Raw genomic sequence first — 21,858 nt, 5'->3', positions numbered from 1 at the left:
TCGTTATTCAACAGCCTGAATACGGTCAATCAATGCACTCAATTCTGGGTCCGCTTTATCTAGCGCGTCGTACATAGGTTGAACCGCTAGTGCGAACGCAGCCTTGTCTGGTTCCACAAAAGTAACACCCATTTCCTCGGCTTTAGCACGCTCTTTTGCTTCCGATTCAGCCCACAATTTTTTCATCAATTCAGATGAATCACTTGCCGCTTTCATTAGCGCATCTTGTTGCTCTGTAGTCAGTTTGTCGTATGCTTTGGTTGAGATAACCAACACATCCGGAACCATCGTGTGCTCATCTAAGCTGAAGTATTTAGATACTTCACTGTGACGGCTCAAGCTGAAAGAAGGAATGTTATTTTCAGCCGCATCCACTACACCTTGCTGCAGTGCTGTGTACAACTCACCGTAAGCTAGTGGCGTTGGGTTACCGCCTAACGCTTTCACCATCGCAATTGCTGATGGGCTTGGTTGAACACGAACTTTCAAACCTTTCAGATCTTCTGGTGTGTTAATTGGCTTGTTGGTATAGAAGCTACGCGCACCAGCGTCGTAGTAAGTCACACCAATAAAGCCGCTATCACGAGAAGAGTTAAGAATGTCACGGCCTACTTCACCATCAGTCACACTGTAGTAGTGCGCTTGATCGCGGAATAAGTAAGGCATGTTGAATGATGAATAAGCGGGAGAAAAAGCTTCTAGCTCAGCAGCATTACTTTTCACCATATCTAAAGCGCCGTTCTGCATCAGCTCCATAGATTCACGCTGTGTACCCAATTGAGCATCAGGGTAAATACGAATACGCACCTCACCATCCGTCAATTCACGTACTTCTTTCGCCATAAACGTCATCGCTTCATGTACTGCATGGTCACGAGGGTGGTTATGGCTCAGTTTCAATGTTGTCGCTGCATAAGCAGAAGCTGTTGCTCCAAAAGTGAAAGCAGCACCGACAACCGCACTAATCAAAGTTTTACGCGTCATCATCATTCTTATTCTCCGTGGATTGGTTATCCAAAATGTAGGGTGTTTTTTGTTATGGGCTCATATTGGGGCTCAAGAAAGGAACCGTCAAAGCGAAATTTAAAATTGATTGACCAATATCACAATAAAAACCCACAAATTGGTCAACCAAAATCATTTGTGAAGTTGCTCACGCCAACCAAAAAATGAATAGCTTATGATTCAGCCAGATTTTTGAACATCCCATCCCTACATAGAAACAATTTCTTACATTGGTAAACCAATTGTTATGAGATACGCAATTTTGTTGAAAGGAAATAAACATGAATAAATTGGTCAGTTACATAAATAGAGGGTTGGCCGCCTTTACAGTGTCTCTATCGTCTTTCTTAGTACTGTGTGTGATATGGCAGGTCTTATCCCGCTATGTTATTGGCAAACCAAGTACTGTTACCGACGAGCTCGCGCGTTATCTCTTTATGTGGGTAGCCTTAATTGGTGCTGCTTACACTACGGGTCTGAAACGCCACCTTGCCATCGACCTGCTTACGATGAAGCTGACTGGCAAACGCAAATTAATCAACGAAATCGTTATCCAAATAGCCATCGCTTCTTTCTCTTATATCGTTCTGGTACACGGTGGAAGCCAACTTGCTGCTAAAACGCTTGCGATGGGACAGCTGACTCCCGCTCTAGGTTTAGAAATGGGCTACATCTACTTCTGCTTACCGATTAGTGGCGCTTTGATGATTTTTTACTCCGTCGTATTTACCTACGAACGCGTTAAACAATTAATGTCAGGTGACGATTTGATCACCGACTCACAACTTGATTGATAGAAGGATTTCACAATGGAATGGCAAGTAATACTGACCTTATTCGGTAGTTTCGCTGTACTGCTTACAATCGGTGTACCGGTCTCTTTTGCGATTGGTTTATCGTCACTGGCAACCATCTTGATGAGCTTACCGCTTGAGCCTGCAATCGCTGTAGTTGCTCAACGTATGGCAGCTGGCCTTGATAACTTTGCTCTACTGGCAATCCCGTTCTTCATTTTGGCGGGCAACATCATGAACCAAGGCGGCATCGCGCTGCGTTTGATCAACTTCGCGAAAGTGTTGGGTGGTCGTCTACCGGGTTCATTGGCACACGTAAACGTGATGGCAAACATGATGTTTGGTTCTATCTCTGGCTCAGCGGTAGCATCGGCTGCTGCAGTTGGTGGCACCATGTCTCCTCTACAAAAGAAAGACGGCTATGATGAAAACTTCTCTGCTGCGGTAAACATTACTTCGTGCCCTACTGGTCTATTGATTCCGCCAAGTAACACGCTGATCGTTTTCTCATTGGTTTCTGGTGGTACTTCAATTGCGGCGCTGTTCTTAGCGGGCTACATCCCAGGTATCTTGATGGGATTAAGTATCATGATTGTGGCGGGTATCATTGCGAAACGTCGCGGTTACCCAGTGGCAGCGCGTCCTTCATTATCAATGGTTTGGGATACCTTCCTAAAAGCGGCACCTTCTTTAGCACTGATCGGCATCATCATGGGCGGCATCATTGGCGGTATCTTTACTGCAACTGAGGCTTCCGCAATTGCTGTGGTATACACGTTTGTTTTAGCTGTGCTTGTCTACCGTGAAGTGAAATGGGGTGATATTCCAAAGATTATCCTTGAGTCTGCAGTAACAACATCTATCGTTCTCTTACTTGTTGGCGCATCAATGGGGATGTCTTGGGCAATGGCGAACGCCGATGTGCCTTACATGATTGCTGATGCATTATTGGCGGTTTCTGATAACCCGCTAATGATTCTATTGATCATCAACATCATCCTGCTGATTGTGGGTATCTTCATGGATATGACGCCAGCGGTACTGATCTTCACTCCAATCTTCTTGCCAATCGCATTGGATCTAGGCATCGATCCTGTTCACTTCGGCATCATGATGACATTCAACCTAGCTATCGGTATCTGTACGCCGCCAGTAGGTAGTGCTCTATTCATCGGTTGTTCGGTTGCCAACATCGCTATCGACAAAGTCATCAAGCCGTTACTGCCATTCTATGCAGCACTGATTGCTGCCCTAATGGCCGTTACTTTTATCCCTGAGCTGAGCTTGTTCCTACCTGAATTGGTACTGGGCTACGGTTCGTAATTTGGTCACAGAGATATTCTAAGACTGCTAAACACTCAAACGTATAATCAAATAATAAAATCCCGTTGGCTCGCTGGCGGGAAAAGGAACTGAATAATGAAGACTGTTGCTAACTCTACGCTGCCAAACACTGTATTACGACCTGACTACGACCGTTCAGCACTCCAAAGCCGTATTGTGCACCTAGGTTTTGGTGCATTTCACCGAGCTCACCAAGCGCTATTCACCAATGAAATGCTCAGCAAAACCAACACTGATTGGGGCATTAGTGAGATAAACCTATTCGGCGGCGAAGACCTAATTAAATCACTTCGCGCGCAAGACCACCTTTACACCGTAGCTGAAAAAGGCGCTGAATCCACAGACGTTAAAGTGATCGGCTCAGTGACAGAATCTCTTCACCCAAGCCTAGACGGCATCGAAACCGTATTAAAAAAAATGGCAGAGCCTCAAGTCGCTATCGTGTCTATGACCATCACAGAAAAAGGCTACTGCGCTGACCCAGCGACCGGAAAACTCGACAAAAATAACCCATTAGTCATCGCTGACCTAGCTAACCCAACTCAACCAAAATCTGCGCTTGGCTATATTGTCCAAGCCCTAAAAATTCGCCGCGAACGTGGCTTAACACCATTCACGGTGATGTCTTGCGACAACGTGCAAGAGAACGGTCATGTAGCAAAAGCAGCGATCATTGAGTTTGCTCAACTGCTTGACCCAGAATTACGTGATTGGATTGAAACCAATGTCACCTTCCCATGCACCATGGTTGACCGCATCGTACCTGCAGCAACCGAAGAGACACTAACTGAAATTGCAGAACTGCTTGGTTGTGAAGACCCATGCGGTATCGCCTGTGAACCCTTCCGCCAATGGGTGATTGAAGATAATTTTGTTGCGGGGCGTCCAGACTGGAATGTTGCTGGTGCAGAGTTCGTAGAAGATGTAGTGCCTTACGAAGAGATGAAACTGCGCATGCTCAATGGCAGTCACTCTTTCCTTGCTTACCTTGGATACCTTGGTGGCTACGACCATATTTCCGACACCATGACAGATGCAGGCTACCGAAAAGCCGCTTTTGACATGATGATGAAATCACAAGCGCCGTCGTTAACGATGCCTGAAGGGACTGATTTAGAAGGTTACGCAAGCTTGCTGATCAACCGTTTCACTAACCCAAGCTTGAAGCATAAGACCTGGCAGATTGCGATGGATGGCAGCCAGAAGATCCCTCAACGTATGGGTGGCAGCTTACGATTCCATTTAGAGCAAGGCTCAGATTTCACATGGCTTGCAACCGCTATTGCTGGCTGGATGCGCTATGTATCTGGTGTTGATGAGCAAGGTAAGGAGATTGATGTTCGCGATCCAATGGCGGATACACTACGCCAGATCTGCGACCAGCATGGACTCAATGTTTCTGTGGTTCCGGCATTGCTTGCTGTTGAAGCGATTTTCCCTGCCGAGCTAGGCAAAAACCCGCAAGTCATAGATGCGGTATGTTCAGCGTACCAATCACTAATTGAACACGGTGCCGTTGCGACCGTGGCTGCGTTATAAGGAGTACAAACAATGAAGAATTTCTTATGTGAAGACTTTTTACTGTCTAATGAGACTGCACGCCGTTTGTACCATGAACACGCAAGCCACCAGCCTATTTATGACTATCACTGCCACCTAAACCCGGCAGAAGTGGCTCAAGACCGTCAGTTCGAAAATATGTCTAAGATTTGGCTTGAAGGTGACCACTATAAATGGCGTGGCATGCGTTCAGCAGGAATTGACGAGCGTCTGATCACCGGAGATGCAAGCGATTATGATAAGTTCATGGCATGGGCTAAAACTGTCCCTCAAACCTTAGGTAATCCTCTTTACCACTGGACGCACTTAGAGCTACGCCGCCCATTTGGTATTACTGGCACTCTATTTGGCCCAGAGGCAGCCGACCAAATTTGGCATGAAGGCAACGAGCTATTAGCGACACCGGAATTTAGTGCTCGCGGCATCATGCAACAGATGAACGTTGTGATGGCAGGTACGACAGACGATCCGATTGATTCTCTTGAACACCATAAAGCGATCGCTCAAGACAGTTCATTTGATGTGAAAGTTCTACCGAGTTGGCGCCCAGATAAAGCGTTCAAAATTGAGCTTGATGGCTTTGCTGATTACCTGCAAAAGTTAAGTATGGTTGCTGACATTGAGATCACTCGCTTCCATCATCTACTAAGTGCTTTAGATAGCCGCTTAGCACATTTCAACGCTCATGGTTGCCGTGCAGCAGACCACGGTATTGAAGTGGTTCGCTACGCACCTATTCCATCGGAATCAGATTTAGATTCCCTATTAGCTCGACGCCGCGATGGCGAAACGCTCACAGAACTAGAATGTGCACAGTTTTCAACAGCGGTTCAAGTGTGGTTAGGCAAGCGTTACGCCGCAATGGGTTGGGTAATGCAGCTTCACATTGGTGCTCAGCGCAATAACAACACGCGTATGTTCCAACTGTTAGGCGCAGATGCAGGGTTTGATTCGATTAGCGATAAGACGTTTGCATTCGAATTGGCTCACCTATTAGACGAGATGGATCAAAGCAATGAATTGCCTCGCACCATCCTTTACTGCTTAAACCCTCGCGATAACGAGATGATGGCAACCATAATTGGTAACTTCCAAGGTGGCGGCATCGCGGGCAAAGTCCAGTTCGGTTCTGGTTGGTGGTTCAACGATCAGAAAGACGGCATGCAACGCCAAATGGAGCAGTTATCTCAACTTGGCCTGCTCAGCCAGTTTGTCGGCATGCTGACCGATTCTCGCAGCTTCCTGTCTTACACTCGTCACGAATATTTCCGCCGTATCTTATGTGACATGGTTGGCCGCTGGGCTGAAAATGGTGAAGTACCAAATGATATGTCACTGCTTGGTCCAATGATTGAAGACATCTGCTTTGGTAATGCTAAGCGTTACTTTGAAGAGAGGGCATAACTGATGAAACATATCGCCATTATTGGTGAATGTATGATTGAGCTGAACGGAAAACCATTTGGCTCAATGCATCAAACATTCGGTGGTGACACACTGAATGCCGCGATTTATCTAAGTCGTGGCTGTGAAGCCAATGTAAACCTTGGGGACGTTAAAGTCTCTTATGTCACTGCTCTTGGTACCGACCCCATTAGTAAAGGTATGCTGTCTCGCTGGCAAGATGAGGGCGTTGCGACGGATTTAGTACTCCTTGATGAAACTCGCACACCCGGCTTATACCTAATCCAACTTGATGACCAAGGTGAGCGTACATTCTTATACTGGCGCAACCAATCTGCAGCGCGATACCTGCTTCAACATCCAAGTTTCGCACAGATCAAGCAAGCATTAACTCAAGTAGACGTGGTTTTCTTAAGTGGCATTACCTTAGCTATTTTACCGGAAGAAGATCGTATCTCGTTGCTCAATCTGTTGGTCGAACTCAAAACACAAGGGGTTGAAGTCGCTTTTGATAGTAACTTCCGCCCAGCGCTATGGCCACAAGACGACAATCAGACCGTAAAAAACATTTACCAAGCCATGTATCAACTCACTGATGTTGCACTGGTAACGTTTGATGATGAACAGCTGATTTGGGGTGACAGCTCCCCAGAACAAACGATAAACCGCCTGAAGACATTAGGCGTAAACAAATGCATCATAAAATTAGGCGCTGATGGCTGCCTAGTTCAAGATTCCACGAATCAGGGTTCAGGTACGGTTTTGGCTCCACAACCCGTGCCAACCCAACCTGTCGCACAAGTGGTGGACACCACCTCCGCAGGCGATTCATTTAATGGTGGCTTCTTATCGGCATACCTTGTAGGCGCAGATTTAGCGACCGCATGCCAAAGAGGCAACGCAATGGCTGGCGCGGTGATTCAACATCGCGGCGCTATCATTCCAAAAGCATTCACACAACCGGCGCTTGGCGTCGCTTAAGGACCACACATGTCTAGTATTAAAGAACAACTAAAAGCACTGAAAGTCATTCCTGTTATCGCTATCGACAAGGCAGAAGACATCATCCCTCTAGGTAAAGTTTTAGCCGAAAATGGCCTACCAGCGGCAGAAATCACTTTCCGTTCTGAAGCGGCTGTCGAAGCAATTCGTCTACTTCGTGAATCGCAACCAAACATGTTGATCGGCGCTGGCACTGTGCTCAATCGTGAGCAGGCGATCGCCGCTAAAGAAGCAGGCGCAACGTTTGTAGTCTCTCCTGGCTTTAACCCAAATACGGTAAGAGCCTGCCAAGAGATTGGTATTGATATCATTCCTGGGGTCAACAACCCGAGTACAGTAGAAGCCGCTCTAGAAATGGGCTTAACCACATTGAAGTTCTTCCCAGCTGAAGCATCAGGTGGCATCAACATGGTTAAGTCACTTCTTGCGCCTTACACGGATATTGAGATCATGCCGACAGGTGGCATTAACCCAAACAACATCAAAGACTACCTAGCGATACCTCGAGTGCTCGCATGTGGTGGTACTTGGATGGTGGATAAGAAGCTAATTGAAGAAGGTAATTGGGAACAGCTGGCTCATTTAACTCGTGAAGCCGTTAAGTTAGTCAATTAAACCTAATGCAATAGCACCTTTAGCGTTATATCTAGCCCTCCTTTTGGAGGGTTATTTTATGGTTGAGCATTATTCTCTTAAAGTTAATTATTTAATCGTGCTCGATAGCATCTAAAAATAAAGGCTAAATATGGAAAACTGGATAACACAAGGAGTTGGCGGCCTGGCTTTTTGTATCGGTGTAATGGCCTTTTGGCAAAAAGATGATATGCGTTTTCGCTACCAGATGATGATCTTTTGTTTTGTTATGAGTATCCATTTCATATTAATGGGTGCCATAGTGGCTGCTATAGGCGTAATTATTAATGCTATTCGCAGTTACGTATCGATAAAAACTCAATCGCGCAAAGTGATGTGGTTCTTTATTGGCTTGATGTGGTGCATGACTTTGCCCAACATGAACCATTTCTTTGAGTTTATTACGGTTGTTGGTTCGTCCGTTGCGACATGGGCACTCTTTTCAAGACAAGGCATCGCCTTGAGATCATTAATCTTATTCAATTCCTTCTGTTGGGCTAGCCATAACATTTGGATTGGTTCAATTGGAGGCTCCTTTGTCGAAATCACCTTTATAGTCACCAACATAGTCACTATCTATCGTTTACATCAGCGCAGATTGTTAACTATAAAATAGGCAATAAATTTTTTATTCTAGATTTAAAATATGGAAGTAATACACCACTAATTAAATGGAGAATTAATTGGATATCAAAAAATCAAATCTAATTAAGTTTACGTTATTTAAACGTCGTCAATATATTTCCAGTACTAAATTGAATTAAATCACCAATTAAATTTATATGGTGATCCAAATCTTTAGTTTGCTTTATTTTGGTTAACCAATAATCCGTTAATTATTAAAATTGGTCATGTACTTATTATTATACTAACAATAGGATCGTGACCATGAAGCGTCTTACCCTGACACCTATAGCAATCGCGTTGCTTCTTGCAGGATGCAACTCATCTGATAGCGACAATAACCTCCAGCAACCCCAAGTTCACTCTCGTGTTCATGATGTATTGAACGTTGAGGGTTACCAATTCCGAGATTCTAACGGCAATGGAAAACTGGAACCCTTTGAAGACTGGCGATTATCTCCAGAAGAACGAGCAGCAGACTTGGTTAGCCGAATGACGCTAGATGAGAAAGCCGGCATGATGCTCATTGACACCTTAAACTCAGCCGAGGGTGGACTTGTTAGCAGTGCCGGACAAGACATGATTGCCGATGCCCAAATGACGCGCTTTATCTTCCGTAACAGCGTAGTTGAAACCCCAACTAACACACCTGATTGTGATGCTGGCCGTTCAGGCTGTCAGATAACCCCAACAGAAGCTGCCCAGTTCATGAATAGTGTTCAAGAACTGCGTGAACAGACGCGAATGGGTATCCCCGCTCTATTCAAATCCAATGCTCGTAACCACATAGATCCATCAGCTAAAGCAGGGATCAACGTTTCTTCAGGTGCCTTTTCTGCTTGGCCTAAAGAGGCAGGTTTAGCAGCCACTCGTGACATGGATTTGATCACTGAATTTGCTGGCATCATGAATGACGAATGGTCTTCAATCGGCCTGCGCAGTATGTACGGATACATGATGGATTTGGCGACAGAACCTCGCTGGTATCGAGTGCATGAGACCTTTACCGAAGATGCAGATTTAGCGTCTGACATTATGCGCTCACTGATCAAAGGGTTGCAGGATGGCGGTGAGGTAAACGAAGACAGTATCGCGCTAACCATCAAACACTTCCCTGGCGGCGGTCCACAAGAAAACGGCGGTGACCCACACTATGACTTCGGTAAGAACCAAGTCTATCCAAAGAACAATTTTGATTATCACCTAAAACCGTTTATTGCCGCAATTGAGGCTGGCGCTTCTTCAATCATGCCTTACTACGGCATCCCTGTAGATCAAAAGTGGATGCCAAATGATGTGGGCATGTCCTTTTCAAAAGGCATTGTCACCGATTTGCTCAGAGACGAATTAGGCTACACAGGTAACGTGAACTCAGATACCGGCATTATTGGCGATCGAGCATGGGGTGTGGAACACAAAACGATTGATGAACAGGTTGCAATGGCGGTCGAAGCAGGCGTTGATGTGCTTTCAGGTTTCCATGATAAAGAAGTCATCGTGAAACTGGTCGAAAAGGATCTGCTCACCGAAGAGCGTGTCGACCTATCCGTAACGCGCTTACTTGAAGAACAATTCAAGCTTGGCCTTTTCGAAAACACTTACGTTGATGAGAAAAAAGCCCAAGAGATTTTAGGCAACGAGAAGTACCAAGAACGCGCTGATTACGCACAGAAAAAATCTGTCGTCTTACTTCAAAATACCAATAAGACTTTACCTTTAGCTGAATCAACCGCACAAGCTCCTGTTGCTCTGTATGTCATGGGAATGGACGAAAACATTGCAGGAGACGACAAGTACAACTTTACCGTGACTTCTGGTGATTACGAAACGGGAGAAACACGTCCACCAGTTCCAGCCGATACGGACTATGCGGTTATTCGTGTTCGCGTATCTAACGAAGGTTCAGATCCTGACCTTATCTTTGGTGGTGCAAACCCAGATGAACTCGATATTCTTGCGTTCAGCGAAATGGCTACTGCCGCCTCTTGGCATATCGAACCAAGCCTAAGCGACATTAAAGCCGTCATGAACGAAGTGGGCGCTGACAAAACGGTATTGTCCATCAACTTTAGACAACCCTTCGTGCTAGACGATCAAAGTAACCTTAAGCAAGCCGGCGCCGTGATAGCGACATTTGGTGTCTCGGACAGTAACCTAATGGAAGTGCTTTCAGGCAACTTTGCTCCTCAAGGAAAACTGCCATTTGCTCTAGCGAACAGTGCCCAAGCCATTCAAAACCAAGACTCAGACTACCCTGGGTATGATCAAGCCGACACCCTTTACCCGTTCGGACATGGTTTAAGTTACGAATAATATTTGAGCTAATTCAGGCAGTGTTGAGCACTGCCTTTCCTTCTTAGATACCAAGGACAAAGTCATGGAACATATCTTACAACTGAGTTGGGATGATCACGCTATTCCACATAAGATCTGGATAGAACAATACTACGATGGGTGTCGTATCTGCTTGAAAGTCGTAAAGGACGTTGAGCCAGAAATGCTCTCATTGATTGTTCCAAATATTGATGTGCAAACCACTCATAAAGCGTGGCAAGGTAAAGCGACGAACATTACACCGGCCTATGATGACGGCGTGTTGTTCACTCAAACTCGCTCGCTATTCAATTTACCTCACGGCTGCGTGATCTGGGCGGTAACACATATCCAGATGCAAAACGGCTTAAAGATGTCGGCAGACAAACTGTGCTTCGTACCAAAATACAGCAATCAAGATTCTTGTTTTAAGGTTCCGGCATAACGCGACTAAGCACTCGTTCAAACCACAAAATCGCGACCAACAAAAAGGCCAACGTTCACATGCTGGCCTTTGTTTTATCTGCTATCTGTCAGAATCAGGAGTTAATTAATCAACACCAGCGAATCGAGAATGCCTTTGCCACTGTGGATTCCACCTTCATTTTCACTAGCGGGTTTGCTGCGGATTAAATAGCCCGCGTAGCCGTCTAGCTCTGTTACTGGCTCACCTTTGTAGTAAGCGGTGAACAAACCCACTTCGCTGACTAAGTCTGTCACGAGCGTTTGTTGGGTATCACGCACTGCAATGTTCGGCACGTCTCGCTCATGTGGGTACAAGCGCTGCATCAGAGCCCAAGCGTCGTATTCTTCCGGTTTAAGCTGGTTCAATTGTTCACTGATGTCATCACCAAATACGCAGTGACCGCCGCCCTCACCTTGGTTTTTCAACACCCACTCTTGCTTATTAGCTTGCGTGTTAAACCACTCTATTGATTCACTGGTGATTGGCTTCATATCGGCTAATACACTCTTGGCCAATTCGGCTTCTTCTAACGTTAAACTCCAGCGTGTGTATTCTGTTGCTGGCATCATGGTCAGCAGCATTTGCATGGTTTTACTGGTCGCTAACTGTTGGCTGATGGTCGCGTTCATTGCGACATGGTGTTGTTCCATAAACAAGCGAGTCTGACTTAGTGTGTGGCAACAAATCGATTCGTTGAGTTCTGGAGCCCAGTAATCTGAATACTGATAGCCAGCTCTTAGATAAACCACATCGACCGCACCAACATCTTGCAGCAACAAACGTTGGTTATCTCCTGTTGAAAGCTGACAGCTCAATTGTTCAAAGGTACGACGAACCGTGCGAATGCCCTGTTTTTGCAGCTCAACTTCAAGCAAATGTTGGTCATATACATTGTCTTCGTTCTTCTGAACCACCATCAAGAAAACTGGTTTATCTTGCTCATCGAAATCGGTTTTCACTTGCCTTGCAGCATTAGCGATACCATAAGCCAACTGCGTTAAGCCTTGGTTTTCAGCTGGTGTTGCTGACAATTCTTCCAACCAATGGTTATAAACGTTTGGCCATTGGTTTTGCATGAATGAGTGGAACTCTGTAGCGCGTTGACCAAAAGGCGCCATTCCTGCCGCAATGCCATTAAACTCAATCACTTTTGCACCGTGTTGGCGATCGTCCATAAAATCAGTACGCATCAACAACAAAGGTTGTCGCGCTGGATTCAAGCGCTCATCCGCACTGCCGTGTGCTTGTCGGTGCAACTCCATCAAGCGACCAAAAAACGGGGCGGCTTTCGCCATATCGCTCAATGATGACTGTAAAAAGTCGTGGTCTTCAGAAACATTATTGATGAGCTTGGTGATCAGCGGCGTCACCTTCAACAGGTGTTCAAAAACCTCACGCTCAATACTCATTGGAGCAAGGCTAAAAGGGCAATGTCTCGCGGCATTGTCAGACTGACGAAAAGCGACACCGTGCATAATGGCCCACTCACAAGCCTCTTCAATTACTTGCTGCGGAATCAATGGCATTGAATTCATTTAGATATCTCATTCTTGGCGGGCATTTAGCACCCGTAGTAAGACGATGCTCATTCTAAAAAGACGAAATAAATTTCAAAAAGTTATTTCGCCGCTTTGATCATCGTAGCTTGAAGTTTACAGCTGAGGTTCTTGAGTCTTATTAACAATGAGGTCGCGAAGCCATTTGTGGCTTGGTTCAGAGTCAAAGTAACGATGCCAAAGCAAAAACAAACCACCGGGAACCAACTCAATGGGAATCGGCTTCATCACCAGCTCGCCACTCTCAATATAGTCACGAACCGAGTTGTACGGATAACACATCAGCAAATCGCTTTGCTTACAAAGCTTTACTGCACTGGTGATGTCCGACACGTTGGCGGCTTTGTTAATTTGAAGCTGTTTGGCTTGTAAGATTTCCAGTAGCAACCAGTCGCCAACGCCACCGGTCACTAACTGAATATGACGGTATTTAAGGAAGGCTTGCAGATTCCACTCTTCTTGAAGCACTGGGTGATCATTGCGCATCAAACACACAGAGTAATCTTGCAGCAATTCGACATGGTTCAGCTCGGCAGGAATGTTTTGAATGTGGGTACTCGCCCTTTCATCGAGCTCAAAAATTCCAATCCCAAAATCGACCTCACGCTTTAGTAAGCGCTTAAAAGTTTCGCTGCTCCAAGTAGTGCTGTTTACCGTAATGTTCGGCGCATCTGCCAGCGCGTTAGGCATAAATTTAGGGTAAATCGCGGTATAAGCGGTTTCAACAAGATCGATATTAAAAGTGCGTTCGCTATCTTTCGGTTCAAAGATGTCCGGCACGGTTAGCTGTTCAACTTGCAGAAGGATCTGATGAATCTTAGGCGCTAAAGAGGTGGCTTTCGGGGTTGGAAACAGACCTTTTGACTCGCGTTCAAACAAAGGGTCATCAAACAAAGAGCGTAGCTTGGTGAGTTGCTTACTCACCGCAGACTGACTAAGGAACAATCGCTCTGCCGTTTTGCTCACACTGCGCTCTTCAAGCAACACGTGTAAACACAGCAGTAAATTCATATCACATTTGAGTAAGCTCTTAACATCTACCATGATATTCCTTAGATTCAGATTAATGATGACTTTATGTCACTTTAAATCATATCACAAACTTGTTAATTTAAGCCCATGTAACCTATGAGTTAATAACTCAAAAAATAATAGACCTAAGGAATACTCATGAATTTTCTAGCACTCCCTAAGATTGATTTGCACTGCCACCTAGACGGAAGTGTTCGTCCAGACACCATTATTGATCTGGCGAAACAGTACGGAATCGAACTGCCTGAAGATCGCGATGCGGTTGTTCAATCTCTAACGGTGCCAGAAGATTGCAAAAACTTAGATGAGTACCTAGCTTGTTTCAGCTTGCCACTGCAAGTGATGCAGACTGAAGAAGCGATTGAACGTATCTCTTTCGAGCTTTACGAAGACGCTGCACTAGAAAACGTTAAGTACCTAGAAGTTCGCTTTGCACCAATCCTGCACGTAAATAAAGGTCTGTCTCTTGATACGATCATTGCAAGCGCAGTTAAAGGCATGAAGCGTGCTGAAGAGAAATACGACATCAAGGGCAACTACATCATGTCTGTACTGCGTATGTTCCCTAAAGATTCTATCAAAAACGTAATCGACGCAGGCCAACCTTACCTAGGTAAAGGCGTGGTTGCATTTGATATCGCTGGCGGCGAAAAGCCTGGTTTCTGTGCTGAGTTCCCGGAGTACACGCAATACGCTCTTGAAAAAGGCTACCGCATTACCGTGCACGCTGGTGAGCAATGGCATGGTCAAAACGTTTACGATGCCGTAACACTGCTTGACGCTGAACGTATCGGCCACGGCGTTCACATCCAAGGAAACGAAGACGCATACAACATCGTTAAAGAGAAGCAAGTTGCACTTGAAACTTGCCCAACAAGTAACGTGCAAACTAAGTGTATTCACAAATTCAGCGACCACCCAATTGCTGAGTTCAAGAAAGACGGCATCGTTGTAACGATCAACACAGATAACCGTACTGTGTCGAACACAACCATGACTAACGAAGTGAAACGTGTGTGTGAAACATTCGGTCTAACAAAAGAAGATTACGCAGAAATCTACAAGTACTCTGTAGAAAGCGCTTTTGCTTCAGACGAAGTGAAACAGCACCTAATGGGTTTCGTTGAGCAAATCTAATTTAAGCAATCTTGATTGCTAAGTAGAAAAACAGGAAGAGAAAGGCTGAGGCTTTTCTCTTTTTTTATGCCCGAAAATCGCTAATCTTGCAGTATTCGTCATTTAGACCGAGACTCTCGGAAAGTGGGCAAGCATGAGTAATACAAACGTTAAAACTGAACTAGAAAAGATGCTATCTGGGCAAGTATATGATGGTGCAGACCAAGAAATTGAAACCGTGCGTTCCAATGCCAGAAAGTCGCTAATGGCTTTCAACAGCCACCAAGACCCAGACCAGCAACACACATTGCAAGAGCAGCTATTTGGTAAGGTTGGTAGCAGCAGCTTAATCCAGCCCCCTTTTCATTGTGAGTTTGGCAAAACCATCGAGATTGGTGACGACACCTTCATCAACATGAATGTGGTGATGCTTGACGGCTCCAACATCAAAATTGGCAACAATGTATTGGTGGGACCAAGTGTCCAGTTTTACACTGCCTCTCACTCACTGAACCACCTCAGTCGTCGCAAGTGGGAAACTTTCTGTCTACCTATCGCAATCGAAGATGATGTCTGGATTGGTGGAAACTCGGTGATTAACCAAGGCGTGACCATTGGTGCTCGCTCTGTGATCGCAGCCAACTCTGTGGTCAACAGTGATGTACCACCAGACTGCTTGTACGGCGGCACACCAGCAAAGCTGATTCGACACTTGAATGCCGAACAAGCCCACGACTAAACAAGCAAGTTGCGTATCCAAATCTAAAAACAAAAAGAGCCATGTTTCAATAACATGGCTCTTAATCTAATAAACAGCGTTGTTCTATCGTACGATTAACTTTCTACACAGTTCATCTCATTCACTGCTCTGAGGCCTGTAATGGGCTCCGATCTAAAGCCTTCTCATACTCGCTTTGTGGTGAACTAAGATAGGTATTTTTCACAAAACCCTTCCACCCTGAAAATAGCGACTCTATCGGCTCATTCGTTATTCCAGATACATCACCGTTACTCTTTATGAGCTTGATAAAAGCCTCCTCCCCCCAAGAACGCTCGATAAACTCACCGATGGTATAACCGACTTCATAGATTGTTGAACCACCATTAGGGTTGATATATAACTCTTGAACAAGCCCATCAAAACGGGCTTTGATGGCATTCCTGTTATTCATGTGGAACCAATAATCTTCAGATTTATAGATAGCCACCGCTTCCCACAACCAACGAGGGTTATTCGCAAAATTGGGGTTGATTTGAAGTGTCAGTAAGTGCACAAATTCATGCAATGCTGTTCGTTGAATTTCACCACCAAAATAAAGCAGCCTGATTTCATTACTTTTAGGCTCGATGTAGCCTGTAGAAAACGCATATCGCTGTCCAATGCTACGCTCTTGCTCATCTAAGTAGGCCTTTTGGCTTTGCCATACTCTCACTGTTATGACCGGTATTGAGTCCAGGCCGAAGCTCTTCATCAAAGGAGCCTGCTTGAGTAATAGCTCGTTGTGAATACTTGGAATTATCGCAGGTGAAGTTCCATCGTAAAGGACAAACTTGAACTGTCCTTTATCTGATTCATAGCAACCATCACATGCTTGCTCACCGCGAATTTGAAGTACGGCAGCAACCACTAAAACCAGCACCGACAATGTTAAAAACAAAAATGTAACGATGGATTTAGATGGGTATCTTTTCATTTTCTACATCCTCAAATTTAACTCATTTGCCAAGGTGTCAATCTATTAAATTAACGCCAAGCGCCTGCAAGCTGTTTTCACACTGAACGGCATCAGTAAACTGGATAGCAGCCATACCCACAGATCTCGCACCTTCAACGTTATAAGGCATATCATCGAGGAAGACGGTTTCTGAAGCTTTAAGCCCATAATTAGATAAAAGCGCTTGGTAGATTTCGGGTTGTGGCTTGAGCATGCCAAGTTCAGCAGAAACCGCCGCACCATCAAATAGCGGCCAAAATTCGTAGGTATTTTTTAGGAACTCAACAATCTCGACCACATTGTCGGTCAGAGCGTAAACACCGTAACCTGCAGACTTTACTCGCTTGATGAGATCGACAGAGCCATGCAGTAAGATCTGCGTTTTCTTAACGTAATAAAACAAGCGGTCACACTCTAATGAAGATAAGTCGAGTTCTTGTTGATAACGAAGCTTAGCCTCATTTTCGGTCAAAAATCCTTTATTCAAATCCAACCAAATAGCACTTTGAAAGATTGAACGCGCGCGAGTTTCCAGGTCGGCGATGCTTCCAAACGTAAGGTGAGTAATTTCTAAAGGTGACCAACGCACAATGACATTACCCACATCAAACACGACATTTTTGATTTGATTCGAACTCATACCTTACTCCTGAAATAGCCACACAAAATAGCAACAACACAAACATTAAGTGCCGCACGTTAAAGTTCATAATATTGATTTACAAAATGAGGAGTGAAATCACAATATGTCACCGAGTAAGCACAAAAAAGGCCATCATAAAGATGGCCTTTCTCAGTATTTTGTAAGCTTAAGTCATTAACACAAGTCAGCTTCAGACGACAAAATGGTGGGTGCGCCCGCAGAAGCATTCGAACGATAGATCACAACGCAAGTTTCGTTTTCTTGTGCATTTTCAAACGAATAGACAATGACTTCATTTGGAACAGCCTCAGTATGAGCACCTAGCTGCTTCCAATCGTTATTATCACCACTAAGCCCTTGAACCGCAGTTCCAATACCGCTTTCTGAAGCAGTTGGATAACCAAAATCGATTTCAACGCCATCCACTGTTGTGACTTGTCCACTTGAAACTGGTAAATTTTCAACACCGGCTACGGCAGCTTTACCGTAGACAATTGCCGCAGCGCCTTCCATCGAACCTCTAAGTCCTTTTAACGCTGCCGCTCTGGCATCGGATTGAAGCCCTAAAAATTTTGGTGCTGCTACCACAGATAAAATACCAAGGATCACAATAGCTACGACTAGCTCAATCAGAGTAAATCCACTTATTCTTTTCATAGTCAACATCTGAAGTTATAGAATGAGAGACAGTATATATTGGAAGGTTATGAATTTATACCATCAACCATACCTTTATTACTCTTTCTCCACTGATGCGGTGTTATTCCGTTCGCTCGCTTAAACGCTCTTATAAATTGTGAGGCATCTGCGTATCCCAAGTGAAGCGCAATATCTGAGACCGAATAATCTTGCTCAGCCATAACGCGCTTGGCGAATTCAAAAGACAAAGCCTCTTTGATGGTTCGGAAGGTCGTCCCCTCTTCACTAAGCGCCCTTTGGATTGTGCGCTTACCAATTCGGTTTATCTGACCAAACATCACCAAATCTACATCTACTCGGCCGATATAAGGAAGTAATGCTTGTGTCACCTTGAAGGCAGAAGTCGTAGCCGCTGACAGCGCTTTGATAGAACAATCTAGATCAATGGGGTTATATGAAATGCACGTCTCAGTTTGACCTAAGTACTGTGGCGTTTCCGTTTGTATTCTCAACTCGCTTAACGCGCTAGCCGACACTGAAACTAAGTCGTAACGAATCGGCTTATCAATATCCGTCTGCTGAGCTTTAAAATAAGCGTGGCTATAAACGATCAAAAACAGTTCGGCTTCAATACAATTAAGCGAGCTATTAGCTACTAGAAATGAAAGCTTTAATGACTGTGAAGACGACTCGACTGACCATTGTTCAAACGGAAAAAGGGAGAGAAAACCTTGACCTGATAAGTTGGAAAAATCGAGTTCAAGAGCAGCTCGTTGAGCACTGTCCAATAACGAAGAAACAAATACATCAGATGGTAATACCTTCCTCAAACCCTCTAAGAACTGAGTAAACACATTGAACGAGACATATTGAGCAGGTGAGGTATCCATTGAGAATGGCATGCTCACTTGAACAGCGAGTGCTTCTATTCCGGCATGATCGAGCTCTAATGCCTTACGTTCTCGCACGCACTGCAGAAAATGACTCACTACACTCTTCGCAATCAACGGTAACTCAAGCATCACTTCAAAATTCCTTTGTCTTGTTCAAACAGGTTAAATCCACAACTCAACCCCATATCGACACAATTTCTTCACCAATACTAGCTCTAAGCTCTGTGGCACAAAATGCACATTTTACTTTTCTAGCTTAGCTACTATTACCTCAAGTTAACAAGAGGCGCTTTAAGTTTTTGGCATTAAGGCGAAATCACAATTCAGGACGTAACGCTTTGATTACAAAGTATGACAGGGTTATCAATTTTAAATAACTCGACGATACCGTCAGGGTCTACTATTAAATCTAGGCATAAATATAAATGGACTTAAGCCCGTAATTGAGAGGTTTTCATGTTTAAAAAGATAACGTTAGTAGCAGCAAGCATTGCAATGAGTGTTGGTGGTACACAGGCAAGTGTTGAGAGTAAGACCTGGCCTGCATCAGACAAGGCTAAAACATTTGTTCAAGACACCATTGTCATTGGTATGCTCGCGAGCCCTTATGGTGCAGGCTGGCAAGATGAGCAACAACTATTGGATTACTTCCAAGATGCTCGTGATGCAGGTATTACAGGGCATGAATACACTATTACCGCTGCTGACCACAACTTTGATGACTTCTTGTTTCACCATCATAAACACCGCTCTGCGATGGCAAAACAACCTGACAATTTCATCATCGCGCATTCTAATAATGACATTGAAAAAGCGCACACTGAAGGCAAAACCGCCGTGCTTTGGAACAGCCAAACTGCAACGATTTTGGAAGAAGATGTCACTAAGATGGCGATTCTCAAAGACATGGGCTTAAAAAGCATGATCTTGGCGTATAACGACATTTTCAGAACAGGTTCAGGACAGTTAGCAGCATTTAACGGTAGAGATATTGGCCTAACACCTTGGGGAGAGTCTGTTATTGATTCGATGGTCGAGTATCAGGTCATTCTCGATCTCAGCCACACAGGCTCAAAGACAGCAAATGACGCAATGGATTACATGGAAGAGAAGTATCCTGGGACCCCATTTGTTTACACGCACTCAGTGCCTGCTGGGCTTTATAAGAGTGAGCCCGATGCAACGCCACAAGGTTGCTATCGTGCTATTCCCGATGATGAAGCGATACGCGCGGCTAAATCTGGTGGTTACGTTGCTCCAACCTTCACTGAATGGATGATGGATGGCGTGTGGCCTGAAGATATATCTCCTGTTCAAGCTGCGGATATGATCGATTACTACGTGAAATTGGTAGGCGTTGACCACGTAGGTATCGCCACTGATGATATGTTCTCTACAGCAATGGTTGTGGATTTCGCAACCAAGAACGCGAAAATGTACGACGATGGCGGCTACATGATTGAAGCGTTCAACAAAGGTGCTACCGGTAATGGTGAGCTGTCGAAAATCCTAGCGGCGATTACTGATGAACTGTGGAAACGTGGTTACAGCAACGATGATCTTGCTAAGATCTACGGCGGCAACAAGATGCGAGTTTATGCTCAGGTATCTGAAGGCGCAGACCCTGACGAATTCCAAAAAGAGTATGCAAAACGCCTTAAAGAACTCACCAAGTTAAGAAATGAAAACTTAGCCATGTAGCTCGCGACTAAGAAAGCTCAAACACTCAAAGCACGTCCTATTGGATGTGCTTTTTTCTTATCTGCTTGCAGACAATTTCGCCCTTCCGCCTATCAAGCAAAGAGAGAAAGGTGAGATACCAAATAATTTTAAGATCGAGTAATAAATAGGATAAATATATAGGAAGTTTGGGGAATAACTATATAATATGATTACGCTTCAATAATTACACTCTCCATTTAACTAACCTCCTTACTCCTTATAACAATATTTTTACTGGTCACCTCCTCAATAAAATACCAGTTAATCAAGAATACTTTGTGATATCAATCTAGACTAAATTCCCAAGTACAACTTATTGATACTTCCCACCCAACAAATTAATCTCTCGTAAGAAAATTTTTACTAAAAACCGATATGAACTTAATTTTACGCATCAAAACAATTATACTCACCCCCATACTGATAATGAGTTAAACGTTAGTAACATTGAGTAAAACTTGTTCAATAAACAACAAGTAAAATTCTCAAATTTGCAAAACTCAACTCATAGTTAATATTGAAAATATTTGGAACCAAAATCACAAGGGTAGGATTCTCTTGAATTTATTATCAGGGATGCTGACAAAAATAGAACAGGCATTGTTAGATGAATAATTCTGCAACGTATTTACTTGCTGCTTTACGAGAAAAAATCAAAGAGAAGGGGATTTGTTATTCCGATCTCTCTGCTGGGATGGGAATTCCTCTCTCAACCATTAAAAGACAACTGCACAACACGTCTTTAGGGCTGGATAAAATACTCTCGTACGCGACTCATTTAGATACTGACTTAGTAGAATTATCTATGCGAGGCAAACAGTTACAGCAAGAGAACGAACAGTTTATTACTGATATAAATAGTGAAATATTCCATCAATATCCGTACTTGTTTGATTTTTTGTATCTATTGCGACGAAAAAAATGGTCACCACAAGATATTGCCAATAAATATCAACTGAGTCATACGTCAGTAGCCATATATTTTCGAGCATTAGAAATGATGGACTACGTAGAATTAAAAGGCGAAGATCAATACCGCTTCAAAGATCAAGGCCGTTTTATTTTTGAAGAAGGTTCTAAGCTTGATACGTTGTTTGCTAAGCGCTTTAGAGATGAAGTATTCAGCCATGACGTGCGCCCTCCGATCTGTATAGGACGCATTGCTATTACTGAAGAACAAGAAGAGAAGCTGGCGAACGAGGTGTACAACAAACTGATTGAGTTTGATGTACAAAACAAGAATGGAGAAGGCAGTGAACGGCTCAGAAATGTGTTAATGACCTACACACCAGGCAATCAGATATTTCTTTCTGATACGATTCCAAATATTGACGGTGAATTATTAAAAGCCATATCGATGGCAAACGAATAATGATTAACACGCACTAATAACAAAT

20 protein-coding genes are annotated in these 21,858 nt (G+C 44.2%); 13 read left to right on the top strand and 7 right to left on the bottom strand.

Annotated elements, in window-relative coordinates:
• Window positions 1-3 precede the first annotated feature (3 nt).
• A complete protein-coding gene (locus tag L4C44_RS11280) occupies window positions 4-987 on the bottom strand; it encodes a TRAP transporter substrate-binding protein (RefSeq protein WP_048610358.1) in 984 nt (327 codons plus the stop codon).
• 299 nt (window positions 988-1,286) lie between these two features.
• Between L4C44_RS11280 and L4C44_RS11275 the strand changes: the two genes are divergently transcribed.
• From L4C44_RS11275 to L4C44_RS11235, 9 genes are all read left to right on the top strand, one after another.
• A complete protein-coding gene (locus L4C44_RS11275) occupies window positions 1,287-1,799 on the top strand; it encodes a TRAP transporter small permease (protein WP_048609952.1) in 513 nt (170 codons plus the stop codon).
• A 15-nt stretch (window positions 1,800-1,814) separates the two neighbouring features.
• On the top strand, window positions 1,815-3,122 hold the full coding sequence (locus L4C44_RS11270) for a TRAP transporter large permease (RefSeq protein ID WP_048609953.1): 1,308 nt from the start codon (window positions 1,815-1,817) through the stop codon (window positions 3,120-3,122).
• A 96-nt stretch (window positions 3,123-3,218) separates the two neighbouring features.
• The gene (locus tag L4C44_RS11265; protein WP_146491106.1) at window positions 3,219-4,682 is read left to right on the top strand and encodes a fructuronate reductase; all 1,464 of its coding nucleotides are present in this window, start codon (window positions 3,219-3,221) and stop codon (window positions 4,680-4,682) included.
• 12 nt (window positions 4,683-4,694) lie between these two features.
• Window positions 4,695-6,107 (top strand): glucuronate isomerase, encoded by a 1,413-nt coding sequence (uxaC, locus tag L4C44_RS11260; protein ID WP_428805038.1) that lies wholly within the window; start codon window positions 4,695-4,697, stop codon window positions 6,105-6,107.
• A gap of 3 nt (window positions 6,108-6,110) precedes the next feature.
• Complete coding sequence (locus L4C44_RS11255) at window positions 6,111-7,088, top strand: sugar kinase (RefSeq protein ID WP_428805037.1); 978 nt, start codon at window positions 6,111-6,113, stop codon at window positions 7,086-7,088.
• 9 nt (window positions 7,089-7,097) lie between these two features.
• Window positions 7,098-7,724 carry a bifunctional 4-hydroxy-2-oxoglutarate aldolase/2-dehydro-3-deoxy-phosphogluconate aldolase gene (locus L4C44_RS11250; protein WP_060980716.1) on the top strand — a complete coding sequence of 209 codons (627 nt, stop codon included), beginning with the start codon at window positions 7,098-7,100 and terminating at the stop codon, window positions 7,722-7,724.
• Window positions 7,725-7,854: 130 nt separating this feature from the next.
• Window positions 7,855-8,358 carry a YgjV family protein gene (locus tag L4C44_RS11245; protein ID WP_146491109.1) on the top strand — a complete coding sequence of 168 codons (504 nt, stop codon included), beginning with the start codon at window positions 7,855-7,857 and terminating at the stop codon, window positions 8,356-8,358.
• A gap of 272 nt (window positions 8,359-8,630) precedes the next feature.
• A complete protein-coding gene (locus L4C44_RS11240) occupies window positions 8,631-10,679 on the top strand; it encodes a glycoside hydrolase family 3 protein (protein WP_146491110.1) in 2,049 nt (682 codons plus the stop codon).
• Between the two features lie 64 nt (window positions 10,680-10,743).
• Window positions 10,744-11,124: a hypothetical protein gene (locus tag L4C44_RS11235; RefSeq protein ID WP_054545967.1), complete on the top strand. Its 381-nt coding sequence runs from the start codon at window positions 10,744-10,746 to the stop codon at window positions 11,122-11,124.
• 101 nt (window positions 11,125-11,225) lie between these two features.
• On the opposite strand, the gene L4C44_RS11230 is transcribed toward L4C44_RS11235, so the two are convergent.
• Window positions 11,226-12,680 (bottom strand): glutathione synthase, encoded by a 1,455-nt coding sequence (locus tag L4C44_RS11230; RefSeq protein ID WP_428805036.1) that lies wholly within the window; start codon window positions 12,678-12,680, stop codon window positions 11,226-11,228.
• Between the two features lie 117 nt (window positions 12,681-12,797).
• The gene (locus tag L4C44_RS11225; protein WP_017061092.1) at window positions 12,798-13,745 is read right to left on the bottom strand and encodes a LysR family transcriptional regulator; all 948 of its coding nucleotides are present in this window, start codon (window positions 13,743-13,745) and stop codon (window positions 12,798-12,800) included.
• A 126-nt stretch (window positions 13,746-13,871) separates the two neighbouring features.
• On the opposite strand from L4C44_RS11225, the gene add reads away from it, so the two are divergent.
• Together add and L4C44_RS11215 are read left to right on the top strand one after the other, a co-directional pair.
• The gene (add, locus tag L4C44_RS11220) at window positions 13,872-14,870 is read left to right on the top strand and encodes an adenosine deaminase (RefSeq protein WP_327784681.1); all 999 of its coding nucleotides are present in this window, start codon (window positions 13,872-13,874) and stop codon (window positions 14,868-14,870) included.
• Window positions 14,871-15,003: 133 nt separating this feature from the next.
• Window positions 15,004-15,588 (top strand): sugar O-acetyltransferase, encoded by a 585-nt coding sequence (locus tag L4C44_RS11215; RefSeq protein WP_146491115.1) that lies wholly within the window; start codon window positions 15,004-15,006, stop codon window positions 15,586-15,588.
• A 121-nt stretch (window positions 15,589-15,709) separates the two neighbouring features.
• On the opposite strand, the gene L4C44_RS11210 is transcribed toward L4C44_RS11215, so the two are convergent.
• The 4 genes from L4C44_RS11210 to L4C44_RS11195 all read right to left on the bottom strand — a co-directional run bounded on the left by L4C44_RS11210 (window position 15,710) and on the right by L4C44_RS11195 (window position 18,868).
• A complete protein-coding gene (locus L4C44_RS11210; RefSeq protein ID WP_428805035.1) occupies window positions 15,710-16,543 on the bottom strand; it encodes a hypothetical protein in 834 nt (277 codons plus the stop codon).
• 37 nt (window positions 16,544-16,580) lie between these two features.
• Window positions 16,581-17,204, bottom strand: coding sequence for an HAD family hydrolase (locus L4C44_RS11205; RefSeq protein WP_428805034.1), 624 nt, complete (start codon window positions 17,202-17,204; stop codon window positions 16,581-16,583).
• A gap of 177 nt (window positions 17,205-17,381) precedes the next feature.
• Window positions 17,382-17,864, bottom strand: coding sequence for a type II secretion system protein (locus L4C44_RS11200; RefSeq protein WP_428778620.1), 483 nt, complete (start codon window positions 17,862-17,864; stop codon window positions 17,382-17,384).
• A 47-nt stretch (window positions 17,865-17,911) separates the two neighbouring features.
• Window positions 17,912-18,868, bottom strand: coding sequence for a helix-turn-helix domain-containing protein (locus L4C44_RS11195; RefSeq protein ID WP_428778779.1), 957 nt, complete (start codon window positions 18,866-18,868; stop codon window positions 17,912-17,914).
• Window positions 18,869-19,195: 327 nt separating this feature from the next.
• Here L4C44_RS11195 and L4C44_RS11190 point away from each other — a divergent pair, with 327 nt between their 5' ends.
• Window positions 19,196-20,440 carry a membrane dipeptidase gene (locus tag L4C44_RS11190; RefSeq protein WP_428778618.1) on the top strand — a complete coding sequence of 415 codons (1,245 nt, stop codon included), beginning with the start codon at window positions 19,196-19,198 and terminating at the stop codon, window positions 20,438-20,440.
• A 628-nt stretch (window positions 20,441-21,068) separates the two neighbouring features.
• A complete protein-coding gene (locus L4C44_RS11185; protein WP_086714731.1) occupies window positions 21,069-21,833 on the top strand; it encodes a transcriptional regulator in 765 nt (254 codons plus the stop codon).
• Window positions 21,834-21,858: the final 25 nt, after the last annotated feature.

The organism is Vibrio satsumensis, assembly GCF_050337435.1.
Lineage (GTDB): Bacteria > Pseudomonadota > Gammaproteobacteria > Enterobacterales > Vibrionaceae > Vibrio > Vibrio satsumensis.
The sequence above is the reverse complement of the archived record's forward strand: the minus strand, read 5'-3'. Positions and strand labels throughout refer to the sequence as shown.